Origin of the sequence: Pseudomonas sp. NPDC087814, from assembly GCF_044742865.1 — a bacterium.
Lineage (GTDB): Bacteria > Pseudomonadota > Gammaproteobacteria > Pseudomonadales > Pseudomonadaceae > Aquipseudomonas.
Genome location: NZ_JBIUVK010000002.1, coordinates 31891 through 44963, shown reverse-complemented (window position 1 = coordinate 44963; position 13073 = coordinate 31891). Strand labels below are relative to the sequence as shown.

The 13073-nt window shown below is 62.2% G+C and carries 14 protein-coding genes and 1 riboswitch; of the genes, 11 read left to right on the top strand and 3 right to left on the bottom strand.

All coding sequences use genetic code 11. The features are described from left to right. The first annotated feature begins 169 nt into the window (after nucleotides 1-169). From ACIOMR_RS02205 to ACIOMR_RS02185, 5 genes are all read left to right on the top strand, one after another. On the top strand, nucleotides 170-1450 hold the full coding sequence (locus ACIOMR_RS02205; RefSeq protein WP_008437839.1) for an OprD family porin: 1281 nt from the start codon (nucleotides 170-172) through the stop codon (nucleotides 1448-1450). 28 nt (nucleotides 1451-1478) lie between these two features. Continuing rightward, nucleotides 1479-2465 carry a tripartite tricarboxylate transporter substrate binding protein gene (locus tag ACIOMR_RS02200; protein WP_166742143.1) on the top strand — a complete coding sequence of 329 codons (987 nt, stop codon included), beginning with the start codon at nucleotides 1479-1481 and terminating at the stop codon, nucleotides 2463-2465. A 130-nt stretch (nucleotides 2466-2595) separates the two neighbouring features. Further along, the gene (locus ACIOMR_RS02195) at nucleotides 2596-3054 is read left to right on the top strand and encodes a tripartite tricarboxylate transporter TctB family protein (protein ID WP_008437838.1); all 459 of its coding nucleotides are present in this window, start codon (nucleotides 2596-2598) and stop codon (nucleotides 3052-3054) included. A 1-nt stretch (nucleotide 3055) separates the two neighbouring features. Beyond that, nucleotides 3056-4570: a tripartite tricarboxylate transporter permease gene (locus ACIOMR_RS02190; RefSeq protein WP_003212016.1), complete on the top strand. Its 1515-nt coding sequence runs from the start codon at nucleotides 3056-3058 to the stop codon at nucleotides 4568-4570. Further along, on the top strand, nucleotides 4563-5600 hold the full coding sequence (locus tag ACIOMR_RS02185) for an AbrB family transcriptional regulator (protein ID WP_003212018.1): 1038 nt from the start codon (nucleotides 4563-4565) through the stop codon (nucleotides 5598-5600). The genes ACIOMR_RS02190 and ACIOMR_RS02185 overlap by 8 nt, the downstream gene beginning before the upstream one ends. Before the next feature lie 68 nt (nucleotides 5601-5668). Here the strand turns inward: ACIOMR_RS02185 and ung are convergent, their stop codons facing one another. Continuing rightward, nucleotides 5669-6361, bottom strand: a complete 693-nt coding sequence (ung, locus tag ACIOMR_RS02180) for a uracil-DNA glycosylase (protein ID WP_003212020.1) — start codon at nucleotides 6359-6361, stop codon at nucleotides 5669-5671. A gap of 135 nt (nucleotides 6362-6496) precedes the next feature. Between ung and ACIOMR_RS02175 the strand changes: the two genes are divergently transcribed. Further along, a complete protein-coding gene (locus tag ACIOMR_RS02175) occupies nucleotides 6497-7609 on the top strand; it encodes an enoyl-CoA hydratase/isomerase family protein (protein ID WP_102368292.1) in 1113 nt (370 codons plus the stop codon). Here ACIOMR_RS02175 and ACIOMR_RS02170 read toward each other — a convergent pair. Together ACIOMR_RS02170 and ACIOMR_RS02165 are read right to left on the bottom strand one after the other, a co-directional pair. After that, entirely contained in the window at nucleotides 7603-8052 is a 450-nt protein-coding gene (locus ACIOMR_RS02170) for a DUF3757 domain-containing protein (protein WP_401191955.1), read from the bottom strand. The two genes, ACIOMR_RS02175 and ACIOMR_RS02170, sit on opposite strands and share 7 nt — an antisense overlap. 160 nt (nucleotides 8053-8212) lie before the next feature. Then, on the bottom strand, nucleotides 8213-8569 hold the full coding sequence (locus tag ACIOMR_RS02165; protein ID WP_003212026.1) for a hypothetical protein: 357 nt from the start codon (nucleotides 8567-8569) through the stop codon (nucleotides 8213-8215). 302 nt (nucleotides 8570-8871) lie between these two features. After that, nucleotides 8872-8972, top strand: a riboswitch (guanidine-I (ykkC/yxkD leader). A gap of 61 nt (nucleotides 8973-9033) precedes the next feature. Here ACIOMR_RS02165 and ACIOMR_RS02160 point away from each other — a divergent pair. The 5 genes from ACIOMR_RS02160 to ACIOMR_RS02140 are packed head-to-tail and all read left to right on the top strand — an operon-like array spanning nucleotide 9034 to nucleotide 13054. Further along, complete coding sequence (locus tag ACIOMR_RS02160; protein ID WP_003212027.1) at nucleotides 9034-10101, top strand: putative urea ABC transporter substrate-binding protein; 1068 nt, start codon at nucleotides 9034-9036, stop codon at nucleotides 10099-10101. A 12-nt stretch (nucleotides 10102-10113) separates the two neighbouring features. Further along, complete coding sequence (locus ACIOMR_RS02155; protein ID WP_003212030.1) at nucleotides 10114-10929, top strand: ABC transporter permease; 816 nt, start codon at nucleotides 10114-10116, stop codon at nucleotides 10927-10929. After that, nucleotides 10926-11690 (top strand): ABC transporter ATP-binding protein, encoded by a 765-nt coding sequence (locus ACIOMR_RS02150; RefSeq protein WP_003212032.1) that lies wholly within the window; start codon nucleotides 10926-10928, stop codon nucleotides 11688-11690. The genes ACIOMR_RS02155 and ACIOMR_RS02150 overlap by 4 nt, the downstream gene beginning before the upstream one ends. Next, on the top strand, nucleotides 11687-12412 hold the full coding sequence (locus ACIOMR_RS02145; RefSeq protein ID WP_003212035.1) for an urea amidolyase associated protein UAAP1: 726 nt from the start codon (nucleotides 11687-11689) through the stop codon (nucleotides 12410-12412). The genes ACIOMR_RS02150 and ACIOMR_RS02145 overlap by 4 nt, the downstream gene beginning before the upstream one ends. 9 nt (nucleotides 12413-12421) lie before the next feature. Beyond that, nucleotides 12422-13054 carry an urea amidolyase associated protein UAAP2 gene (locus ACIOMR_RS02140; RefSeq protein WP_003212037.1) on the top strand — a complete coding sequence of 211 codons (633 nt, stop codon included), beginning with the start codon at nucleotides 12422-12424 and terminating at the stop codon, nucleotides 13052-13054. Nucleotides 13055-13073: the final 19 nt, after the last annotated feature.

Below are 13073 nucleotides of genomic sequence, written 5' to 3'. Positions count from 1 at the left end.
GCTGTGAAGCCCGAAAACATTGAAAGGCGACTGAAAGGTTAGTGAAAGCTTCGCCCTTTAGCATCCAGCCACGGTGGGTTTCGCCTGCCGAGCTATTTCACCCATAGCGCCCGAAAAACGCCTCGAAGCGTTTTCGCCAAAATAAGAACAATAACGGAGTACACCCACGATGCTGCGCACACAGCCGCCTGCTCGTTCTTCTCGTATCACCCAGACCGCCCTTGCCAGTGCCGCCGCCCTCGCCGGCTTTTCGCCCGCAGGCCAGGCCGCCTTTTTCGAGGACAGCACCGCCACCCTCGAAACCCGCAACATGTACTTCAACCGCGACTTTCGCGACGGCACCAGCGCACAGCAATCCAAGCGCGACGAGTGGGCCCAGGGCTTCATGCTCAACCTGCAGTCGGGCTATACCGACGGTACCGTCGGCTTCGGCGTGGATGCGCTGGGCATGCTCGGGGTCAAGCTCGACTCCAGCCCCGACCGCACCGGCACCGGGCTGTTGCCGACCCACGACGACGGCCGCGCCGCCAACGAATATTCCAAACTCGGCCTGACCGGCAAAGTGAAGATCTCCGCCACCGAGCTGAAGATCGGCGCGCTGATCCCCGAATTGCCGATCCTCAAGCCCAACGACGGGCGCATCCTGCCGCAGACGTTTGAAGGCGGCCTGCTCAGTTCCAGGGAATTCAAGAACCTGGTGTTCACCGGCGGCCGCCTGAACAAGGCCAAGGACCGCGACGACACCAACTACGAAGACATCGGCCTCAACAACAAGAACAGCCGCTTCCTCAGCGGCGCCACCGGCAAGCATTTCGACTTCGGCGGCGTGGACTACAAGTTCGCCGACAAGATCACCGGCAGCTACCACTTCGCCCAACTCGACGACGTGTACCGCCAGCATTTCCTCGGCCTCGTGGCCTCGCGCCCGATGGGCCCCGGCACCTTCGGCGCCGACCTGCGCCTGGCCGTCAGTGACGACACCGGTGCGGCGCGCGGCGGCAAGATCGACAACACCTCCCTCAACGGCCTCTTCAGCTATGCCCTCAATGGCCATAAGCTCAGCGCCGGTTACCAGCACATGTCCGGCGACAGCGCCTTTCCCTACGTGGACGGTAGCGATCCTTACCTTGTCAACTTCGTGCAGATCAACGACTTTGCCGGCGCCGAAGAACGCTCCTGGCAGGCCCGCTACGACTACGACTTCGCCAAGCTGGGGATTCCCGGCCTGAGTTTCATGAGCCGTTACCTGTCGGGTGACAACATCAAGCTCAAGAACGGCGAGACCGGCAAGGAGTGGGAACGCAACAGTGAGATCCGCTACGTGGTGCAAAGCGGCACGTTCAAGGACGTGGCCGTGCGTCTGCGCAATGCCACCTACCGTTCCAACTATTCGGCCCGTGATGCGGATGAAGTGCGCCTGCTGGTGAGCTACAGCGTCGCACTCTGGTAACAGCAACCTCATAACAACAATGATGGAGATGAACATGACCCTTTCACTGCGTAAATTTGCCCTGACGGCCAGCTGCATGCTGTTCGCCAGCCAACTGCTGGCCGCCGAGCCCAAGCGCCCGGAATGCATCGCCCCGGCGTCCCCCGGCGGTGGTTTCGACCTGACCTGCAAACTGGCGCAGAGCGCGCTGGTCAACGAGAAACTGCTGAGCAAGCCGATGCGCGTGACCTACATGCCCGGCGGCGTGGGCGCGGTGGCCTACAACGCCGTCGTGGCGCAGCGTCCGGCCGACGCCGGCACGCTGGTGGCGTGGTCCAGCGGCTCGCTGTTGAACCTGGCCCAGGGCAAATTTGGCCGCTTCGATGAAAGCGCCGTGCGCTGGCTCGCGGCCGTCGGCACCAGCTACGGTGCCATCGCGGTGAAAAACGATTCGCCCTACAAAAACCTCGACGATCTGGTCAAGGCCCTGAAGAAAGATCCGGGCAGCGTGGTCATCGGTTCCGGCGGCACCGTCGGCAGCCAGGACTGGATGCAAACCGCCCTGATCGCCAAGGCCGCCGGCATCAACCCGCGTGACCTGCGTTACGTGGCACTGGAAGGCGGCGGCGAGATCGCCACCGCCCTGCTCGGCGGCCATATCCAGGTAGGCAGTACCGACATCTCCGACTCCATGCCGCACATCCTCAGTGGTGACATGCGCCTGCTGGCGGTGTTCTCCGACGAACGCCTGGACGAGCCGGAAATGAAGAACATCCCGACCGCCAAGGAACAAGGCTACGACATCGTCTGGCCGGTGGTGCGTGGCTTCTACCTCGGGCCAAAAGTCAGCGACGAAGACTATGCCTGGTGGAAAGACGCCTTCGACAAACTGCTGGCTTCCGAAGAGTTCGCCAAGCTGCGTGACCAGCGCGAGCTGTTCCCGTTCGCCATGACCGGCCCGGAGCTGGACACCTACGTGAAGAAACAGGTGGCTGACTACAAAGTGCTGGCCAAAGAGTTCGGCCTGATCCAGTAATCGCCCCTCTGTGGGAGCGGGCTTGCTCGCGAAAAACTTCAACGATGACGCGTGCTGCCTGTATAAACGCGACGTCCTGGCGTTCTTCGTGAGCAAGCTCGCGCCTACAAGAGTCTCCAAGGAGTTTCCCATGCTCTTACAACGCATTTTCGCCTCAGTGATGTTGCTGGTCTGTGCCGGCCTCGCACTGATGGCCTGGCCATATCAGGCGTCGTTTTCCTACGAGCCGGTAGGGCCTCGGGCCTACCCGCTGCTGATGCTCGGGCTGATGGGCCTGGGCCTGATCTACATGCTGTTTCGTCCACAGCCCACCAAGCACACAGAAGAAGAGCCCGCGCTGGACCGCCAGACCCTGATCAAGATCGGCATCTGCGTCGGGTTGCTGCTGGTGTTTGCCGGCACCTTCGAACCCTTGGGTTTCATCCTCAGCAGCATGCTGATCGGCATTCCGATGGCGCGCCTGTATGGCGGCCGCTGGATGCCCAGCGTGGTGATCGTGACCTTGATGAGCATCGGTCTTTACCTGCTGTTCGACAAGGCCATGGATGTACCGCTGCCGCTCGGCCTGCTTGAAGTTCTGGAGAACTGATATGGATACGTTCAGCTATTTGGGCCAGGGCTTCGGCGTTGCACTGACCCCTTACAACCTGATCACCGCACTGTGCGGCACCTTGATCGGCACCGTGGTCGGCCTGTTGCCGGGCCTTGGGCCGATCAACGGCGTAGCGCTGTTGATCCCCATCGCATTTGCCCTGGGGCTGCCGCCTGAGTCGGCCTTGATCCTGTTGGCGGCCGTGTACCTGGGCTGCGAATACGGCGGGCGCATCAGCTCGATCCTGTTGAACATCCCGGGTGAAGCTTCCACCGTGATGACCACCCTCGACGGCTACCCGATGGCTCGCAAAGGCCTGGCGGGCGTGGCGTTGTCGCTGTCGGCGTGGAGTTCGTTCATCGGTGCGTTTATCGCCACCTGCGGCATGGTGCTGTTCGCCCCGCTGCTGGCCAAATGGGCGATTGCCTTCGGCCCGGCGGAATATTTCGTACTGATGGTGTTTGCCATCGTCTGCCTGGGCGGCATGGCCGGTGACAAGCCGCTGAAGACCTTTGTCGCGGCCTTGATCGGCCTGTTTCTGTCAGCAGTGGGTATCGATGCCAACAGCGGTGTGTACCGCTTCACCGGCGATAACATCCACCTGACCGACGGCATCCAGTTCGTGGTGCTTGTATTGGGCCTGTTCTCCATCAGCGAGATCCTGTTGCTGCTGGAAAAAACCCACCGTGGCCAGGAAGCCGTGAAAGCCACCGGACGCATGATGTTCAACCTGAAGGAAGCTTCCGCGGTATTCGTCGTGAATATTCGCTGCGGCCTGCTGGGTTTCATCATGGGCGTATTGCCGGGCGCGGGTGCCACACTGGCCTCGGCCGTGGCCTACATGACCGAAAAACGCCTGGCCGGTGCCAGCGGTAAATTCGGTCAGGGCGACATGCGCGGCCTGGCGGCTCCGGAAACCGCGATCGGCGCTTCCGCCTGCGGCGCCCTGGTGCCGATGCTGACCCTCGGCGTACCCGGCTCGGGCACCACGGCGGTGATGATCGGCGCCCTGTCGCTGTACAACATCACCCCCGGCCCGCTGCTGTTCCAACAGCAACCGGACATCGTCTGGGGCCTGATCGCCTCGTTGTTTATCGCCAACATCATGCTGGTGATCCTCAACATCCCGATGATCCGCATCTTCACCCGCATCCTTGCCGTGCCGAACTGGGCACTGGTGCCGGTGATCGCCATCATCACTGCGATCGGTGTGTACGCGGTTCACGCCACCACCTTCGACCTGTTCCTGATGGTCGGCATCGGCATCTTCGGCTACATCCTGCGCAAGCTGGATTTCCCGCTCTCGCCGGTGCTGCTGGGCTTTATCCTCGGCGGGTTGATGGAGCAGAACCTGCGTCGTGCGCTGTCGATTTCCAACGGCGAATTGCAGATCCTCTGGTCGAGCCCGATCACCTTCGGCGTGTGGGTACTGACGGCCTTGATGCTGTTGTTCCCGCTCCTGCGCATCTGGCGCAAGCGTTCCCTGCAGCGTCGTGCCGTGGCCGATGTCTGAGGCCACGTTCAGAAACTGGTGGGCAACACCGCTGGTCGGTCTGCTGGGCGGGTATCTCGCCAGCCAGATCGGCTGGCCACTGCCGTACATGGTCGGCTCGTTGCTGGCGATCATCCTGGTGCGCTGCCTGACACCCTGGCAGCTCGCGGAAATTCCCGGCGGCCGCAAATGCGGCCAATGGGTGGTGGGCATCGGCATCGGCCTGCACTTCACCCCGGTGGTGATCGAGCAGGTGATGAGCCACTTCGGCCTGATCTTCTTCGGCGCGCTGGTCACCAGCCTCTCCAGCATCGTGGGTGTGTGGTTGATGCGCCGCAGCGGTGAAGACCGTGCCACGGCGTTTTTCTCGAGCATGCCGGGTGGGTCGGGGGAGATGGTCAACCTCGGCGCACGCAATGGCGCAGTGCTCAGCCGCGTCGCGGCGGGCCAGAGTTTGCGGGTATTGGTGGTGGTGCTCTGTGTGCCGGCGGCGTTCAAGTATTTGCTGGGGGAAGGTGCCCCGCAGTTTCATCCGGCGACGGTGGATTGGACCTGGCTGGCGCTGCTGTTTCCCGTCGGTGCACTGGTGGCCTGGGGCTGGCAACGCTTGCGTCAGCCAAACCCCTGGCTGTTCGGGCCGCTGCTGGTCAGTGCCGCCGCCAGCATTACCTGGGACTTGCACATCGGGCTGCCCGACGGAGGCAGCCAGATCGGCCAGTGGCTGATCGGCAGCGGCCTGGGCTGCCACTTCAACCGGCAGTTCTTCCGGCGCGCGCCGTTGTTCATGGGACGTACGTTGATCGGAACGGCGTTGACCATGTTGATTGCGACGCTGGCGGCTGTGGGCTTGAGTGCACTCACACATCTGGACCTGCGTTCGCTGACACTGGGCATGATGCCAGGCGGAATTGCGGAAATGAGCCTGACGGCGGAAACCCTGCAATTGTCGGTGCCATTGGTGACGGCGATGCAGGTGATGCGTTTGTTGTTTGTGCTGTTTCTGGCGGAGCCGTTGTTTCGGCACTGGAACCGGCAGCCAGACAAAATCTGAAGCCTAAGAGGCATTCAATTGTAGGAGCTGTCGAGCTTTAGCGAGACAGCTCCTACATTGGAGCTATGTCAAACCGGCGGCAATCGCCACTCGATCGGCGTCTCGCCATTCTGCTCAAGAAACTTGTTGGTGCGGCTGAAATGCCCGCAGCCAATAAACCCTCTATAGGCCGACAACGGCGACGGATGCACCGACGTCAGCACCAGGTGCTTGGTGGCGTCGATCAGCTTCTGCTTGCCCTGCGCATGGGCGCCCCACAGCAAGAACACCAGGTGCGGCTGATGCTCGCTCACCACTTCAATAATCCGATCGGTAAAGAACTGCCAGCCCTTGCCCGCATGGGCGTTGGCATTCGCGCGCTCCACGGTCATGGTGGTGTTGATCATCAGCACGCCCTGGTCGGCCCAGCTTTGCAGGTAGCCGTGGTTGGGAATGTCGATGTTCAGGTCACGCTTGAGTTCTTTGTAGATATTGACCAGCGACGGCGGTGCCGGCACGCCCGGTTGCACCGAGAAGCACAAGCCGTGGGCCTGGCCCGGGCCGTGATACGGGTCCTGGCCGAGGATCACCACCTTGACCTTGTCCAGGGGCGTTGAGTTGAGTGCGTTGAAGATCATCGGGCCGGGTGGGTAGATCTCCTTGCCTGCCGCGTGCTCCTGGCGCAGGAATTCCCGCAACTGGGCCATGTACGGCTGGTCGAACTCGTCACGCAGGGCGTGTTTCCAGCTGGGTTCGAGTTTGATACGGTCGTCGGTGGTCATGGTTACGCTGTCTAGTCAAAAGAATGAGGCGAACCCTAGGAAAGCCGACCTTGCTTGTCAATTGATCTGACGCAGATACCGCACTTTCCTGCGAAGCGATCATACTGAACCTTCACTTTCTCGATTGAGGTCATGATGAACCTGCACTTCGAAGAGCTGATTGGCACCGGCGGCGCCCGCGTTGGCATCGCCAGCCTGGACGCGGAAAAATCCCTCAATGCCTTGTCGTTGCCGATGATCCTGGCCCTGAGCGAACGCCTGGACGCCTGGGCCAAAGACCCGCAAATCGTCTGCGTGCTGCTGCGCGGCAATGGCCCCAAGGCCTTTTGCGCCGGTGGCGAAGTCCGCAGCCTGGCCCAGGCCTGCCGTGAACATCCCGGCGAAGTACCGGCGCTGGCCGCGCAATTTTTCGCCGCGGAATACCGCCTCGACTACCGCCTGCACACCTACCCCAAACCGCTGATCTGCTGGGGCCACGGCTATGTGCTGGGCGGTGGCATGGGCTTGCTGCAAAGCGCCGCCGTGCGCATCGTCACGCCAAGCAGCCGCCTGGCCATGCCGGAAATCAGCATCGGCCTGTACCCGGACGTGGGCGCCAGTTGGTTCCTGTCTCGCCTGCCCGGCAAGTTGGGGTTGTTCCTCGGCCTGACCGGCGCCCATATGAATGGCCGCGACGCCCTGGACCTGGGCCTGGCCGACCGCTTCCTGCTGGATGAACAACAAGACGAACTGCTTGAAGGCCTGCTGCAACTGAACTGGCAGGAACAGACCGACATGCAGCTCAACAGCCTGCTCAAGGCCCTGGCCCAGGAAGCCGCCGGCCAGTTGCCCGAAGCCCAATGGCTGCCGCGCCGTGGGCAGATCGACGAGTGGCTGGACGTGGGGGATGTGCGCTGTGCGTGGCGAGCCTTGAGCCAGTTACGCGATCACACCGACCCGCTGCTCCGCCGCGCAGGCAAGACCCTGAACGAAGGCTGCCCGCTGACCGCGCACCTGGTGTGGGAACAGATCCAGCGCGCGCGGCACCTGTCCCTGGCCCAAGTGTTCCAGATGGAATACACCTTGAGCCTGAACTGCTGCCGTCACCCGGAATTCAGCGAAGGTGTGCGGGCGCGGTTGATCGACAAGGACCAGCAGCCACACTGGCACTGGCCGGACATCAACTTGATCCCCGAGGCCGTGGTGCAGGCGCACTTCCACAAGGTCTGGGAAGGGCGGCATCCGCTGGCGGACCTGTCTGACTATTGAGCGCCCGCCGGCGCTTTTTTGCCCTCGAACGTGAAGGCACAATTATCGGGTTGGTGGTCGTCGCACTGGAAAACCTGTTGCCCGAAAGCATCGGTGCCCGGTACCCAATGCGTGGTATCTGCCAGCGACATCGCCCCTCCGGCTTGAGCCGTGCCGTACCTCAGGGTGACTGTCTTACCCCTCAGGGTTTTATAAATGCACTTTTCCAGATAGCCATGCTTGCGCTCGTCCTGCTCGCTAGGAGTAAAAAGCGCGCCGACAAAGGTTTCCACGAATTCCCCGCCGCTCATTGCCTGGCTTATCCATGGCGAGTCTCTGTCAGTTCCCTGAAAGTGACCGTCAACGTAGCGTACAGCACTCGGGTAAGGACAGGATTGCGCTGCTGCCAACGTACTGACGCCAAGAAAAGCAAAAAATAACAGGTAGAGCGGGCTGACGTTCATGTCATGGGTTCCATCAGTCGATGCTGGAAGCGATACGCCAAACAGGCGACTGCTCCCAATTAACTACAGGCGTAACCCACAGGATAGCTGTCAAATATGACAGTGCCGACCAACGGTAAACAAAAACGGCGCCTGAGCGCCGTTTTTCCAATTATTCCTATCAGCGATGACCGCCGCCACGGCCTCCACCCTGACCACCACCCTGGCCATGTCCGCCACCATTACCCCAGTGACTGTTGCCCCAACCCTGGTTTGGGTAAGGCCGATAACCCGCGCGCGGCCCCGCAGGATAATAGCGCGGCGCCGGCTGGTAATAACGCGGCGACGGGTAATAACGCTGCGGTGGCGGGTAGTAACCCTGGCGGTAATGGTAATACGGGCCGCCGCCGTAGTAATACGCCGGCGCGGGCGCCGTGTAGACCTCGGAACCGTAGTAGGCCTGGCCGCCACCGTAATAAGGCGCGCACGCAGAAAGGGTCAAGCCGAGCAAAGCGATGAGAAGCAGTCGACGATACATGGCGGCCTCCTGGACCGCGGAAGAGCACACCCAGCGACGCTGGGGGGCGGCAAACAGCTTTCACTGCCTGACGAAATATCTGACATCAAAAACGGAATCTGGTGCGATTTAGACATAGATTGATACATCTGCCGGTCGCCTCATTGCAGTGCAATCCCGCACCACCACGACGCATATTCACCGCACGTTGCGCCCCCCTCCTCGCGCCAACCCGCGCCATTACTGCACCCGTGCCACTTGGCACGACTCTCGCTTTACCTCTCCAGTGCAGGAGTCATCACAGGTTCGCGGCACCACAATTTGCAATGGCTGACTAGGGTTCCGGCTCGCTAAGGCGAGTGGCTGGTCCGAGAGTCGGCGACCTCCAGTTGAGGTTACACGGCGGGATAAAAGCCCGGGAGACAAGCCACCGTTCACGGTGCCGCGTTGCTCCTGCTCGCCCTTGATCAACTGGAGAAGCATCCATGCCCTCGATACGTTTACCCGCCCTGCTCGCCGCCGCCTTCGCCGCCGTGGTGAGTTTTTCCGCCCAAGCCGCCCCCAAAGACCATTTCAGCGTGTGCTGGACGATCTATGCCGGCTGGATGCCGTGGGAATACGCCGGCAGCCAAGGCATCCTCGACAAGTGGGCCAAGAAGTACGGCATCAAGATCGACATGGTGCAGCTCAATGACTACGTCGAATCCATCAACCAGTACACCGCCGGCCAGTTCGACGGCTGCACCATGACCAACATGGACGCCCTGACCATTCCCGCAGCCGGCGGCGTGGACAGCACCGCGCTGGTGGTCAGCGACTTCTCCAATGGCAACGATGGCGTGGTCATCAAAGGTGAAGGCAAGACCGTCGCCGACCTCAAGGGCATGAACGTCAACCTGGTGGAACTTTCCGTGTCCCACTACCTGCTGGCCCGCGCCCTGGAGTCGGCCAACCTCAGCGAAAAAGACCTGAAAGTGGTCAACACCTCCGACGCCGACATCGCCGCCGCCTTCAACACCGACCAGGTCAAGGCCGTCACCACCTGGAACCCGATGCTCTCGGAGATCAAGGCCAAGCCCGGTGTCACCGAAGTGTTCGACTCCAGCAAAGTGCCCGGCGAAATCATGGACATGATGGTGGTCAACACCCAGACCCTCAAGGACAACCCCAAGCTGGGCAAAGCGTTGACCGGCGCCTGGTTTGAAGTGGTGGCGTTGATGAACGCGAAAAACGCCGCCAGCACCGACGCCCTGGAGCACATGGCCAAGGCCTCCGGCACCGACCTCAAGGGCTTCCAGTCGCAACTGGACACCACCAAGCTGTTCGCCACGCCCAAGGAAGCCCTGGCCTTCGCCACCAGCGCGCAGTTGCCCGCCACCATGGGCAAAGTCGCCGAGTTCTCGTTTAAACACGGCCTGCTGGGTGAAGGTGCCAAGGACACCAACGCCGTGGGCATGAGCTTCGCCAATGGCGTGACCCGCGGCGACACCGCCAACCTCAAGCTGCATTTCGACCCCAGCTACGTACAGATGGCCGCCGACGGCACGCTGTAAGAGGACGCGGCCATGCGCCTGATCAACCGTCACCCGGAACGCTCCAGTCGCCTGCTGTTGGTGCTGCTGCCCTTCGCCCTGCTGCTGTTCGCCTACTTCGTGGGCTCGGCCGAGCGCCTGGCAGACAACCCCAACGACAAGCTGCTGCCCAGCGCCGCACAAATGGGCGACGCAGTGAAACGCCTGGCCTTCAGCGCCGACACTCGCACCGGTGAATACGTGCTGTGGCAAGACAGCGCCTCAAGCCTGCGCCGCCTGGCGATCGGCCTGGGCATCAGCGCCCTCGCCGGCCTGTGCCTGGGCATTGCAGCCGGCACCTTGCCGCTGTTTGGCGCACCGTTGTCCCCCTTGCTGACGGTGCTGTCGATGGTGCCGCCGCTGGCGATCCTGCCGATCCTGTTCATCGTGTTCGGGCTGGGGGAATTATCGAAAGTGATGCTGATCGTGATCGGTATCACCCCGGCCCTGGCGCGGGACCTGGAACAGCGGGCACGGGAAATTCCCGTGGAGTTGCTGGTGAAGGCGCAGACCCTCGGCGCCTCCACCTGGACCCTGATGCTGCGGGTGGTGCTGCCGCAATTGCTGCCGCGCCTGCTGATCTCCCTGCGCCTGATGCTCGGCTCGGCGTGGCTGTTCCTGATTGCAGCCGAAGCCATCGCCTCCACCGACGGTTTGGGTTACCGGATCTTCCTGGTGCGCCGCTACCTGGCGATGGACGTGATCCTGCCCTACGTGGTGTGGATCACCCTGCTGGCCTGGCTGATGGACTGGGGCCTCAAGGCCCTGACGCGGCGCGCGTTCCCCTGGTACGAAGGAGCGCGGGCATGAGTTTTATCAGCGTCAACAATGTGTGGCAGCGCTATGGCGACCAGGTGGTATTGGAGCGCCTGAACCTGCACGTGGCCGAAGGCGAATTCTGCACCCTGGTCGGCACCTCCGGTTGCGGCAAATCGACCTTCCTGCGCCTGCTGCTGGGGCAGGAAACCGCCAGCCATGGCGAGATCCTGCTGGACGGTAAACCGCTCGCCGCCGAACCCGATGCCAGCCGTGGCGTGGTGTTCCAGCGCTACTCGGTGTTCCCGCATCTGACGGTGCTGGACAACGTTGCGCTGGGCCTTGAGTTGCCGCGTTCAGCGTTGCTCGGCCGCCTGTTCGGCAGCGCGAAAAAACAGGCCCGGGAACAGGCCGCAGCGCTGCTGCATAAAGTCGGTTTGGGCCATGCCCTGGACAAGTACCCGGCGCAGCTTTCCGGCGGTATGCAGCAGCGGCTGGCCATCGCCCAGGCGCTGATCATGAAGCCCCGCGTGTTGCTGCTGGACGAACCCTTCGGCGCCCTCGACCCGGGCATTCGCAAAGACATGCACCTGCTGTTGCTGGAGCTGTGGCGCGAAACCAGGCTGACGGTGTTCATGGTCACCCACGACCTCAGCGAAGGCTTCAGCCTCGGCACCCGCTTGCTGGTGTTCGACAAGGTGCGCCTCGACCCACACGCCCCCGGCGCATACGGCGCCCGCATCACCTACGACATCCCTTTGAACAGCGAGCGCCGCAAGGCGATCGCCGCCGAACTTGGAGCCACTTCCAAATGACCGACTCAACTCAATTGTTCCCACCCTTCGCCGAGGAAATGCTCCCCGGCGGCGGCCACCGTTCCTTTGTACTCAAGCGCGGCCAACTGCTGCGCCTCACCGACATTCGCGGCGGCGCCAACGTCAGCCTGACCCTGCTCAATGCCAATGAAAAAACCGAGCGCCTGAACCTGCCCGACAGCCTCAAATGCCAACACACCGCCAAGCTCACCAACGGCCATTGCCTGTACTCGGACATGGGCCGCGTGCTGGCTGCCATCACCGCCGACACCTGCGGCTGGAGTGACAGTATCGGCGGCGTGTCATGCGCCTCCGAGGTCGCGGAAAAATACGGCAAAGGCCGCTATCAAGAGCTGCGCAACGGCTTCTACCGCAACGGCACCGACAACCTGCTGGTGGAACTGGGCAAGTGGGGCCTGGGGCTGTCCGACCTGCTGATGACCCTCAACCTGTTCAGCAAAGTCACGGTAGATGAAGCTGGCAGCCTGCACTTTGTCCCCGGTCACTCCAAGGCCGGCGACTACATCGAACTCTACGCACCGATGGACACACTGGTGGTGCTCACCGCGCTGCAACATCCCATGGACCCCAACCCCGAGTACGCGCCGCAGCCGCTGAAACTCAGCTGGATGAACGCCGACCCAAGCGTCGCCGAACACTGCCGTACCTCGCGCCCGGAAAACGAGCGCGGCTTTATCAACACCGACCGTCTGTTCGCCTGAGGACCTGCCATGTCTATCGCACTCGCCAAACAACCGGACGCGGCCGTGTACCGCGCGACCATTCCCGCCGGCGAACCCTGGCTGATGGAAGTCAAGGCCGGCCAGACCCTGCGCATCCTCGACCTTGAGGGCAACCAGGCGGTCGACACGCTGTTCTACAGCCTGAAAAACCCCAGGGAACGCTACGACGTGCAGCGCACCCTGCGTCGGCAAAACAGCGTGTACCTGAGCACCGGCAGCGTGCTGTATTCCAACCTCGGCCAGCCGATGCTGACCATCGTCGACGACACCTGCGGACGCCACGACACCCTTGGCGGCGCCTGCGCCCAAGAGAGCAACACCGTGCGCTACGCCCTGGAAAAACGCTACATGCACAGCTGCCGCGACAACTACCTGCGGGCCTGCGCCCACGATGGCCGGCTGGGTAAAAGCGACATCGGGCCGAACATCAATTTCTTCATGAACGTGCCGGTGACCGCCGATGGCGGGTTGACCTTCGAGGACGGGATTTCCGCCCCCGGCAAGTACGTCGACCTGCGGGCCGAGATGGACGTGATCGTACTGATCTCCAACTGCCCGCAACTGAACAACCCGTGCAACGGCTACAACCCAACCCCTGCGGAGTTACTGGTATGGAACTGAAGATCAAGCGGTTGCGCCA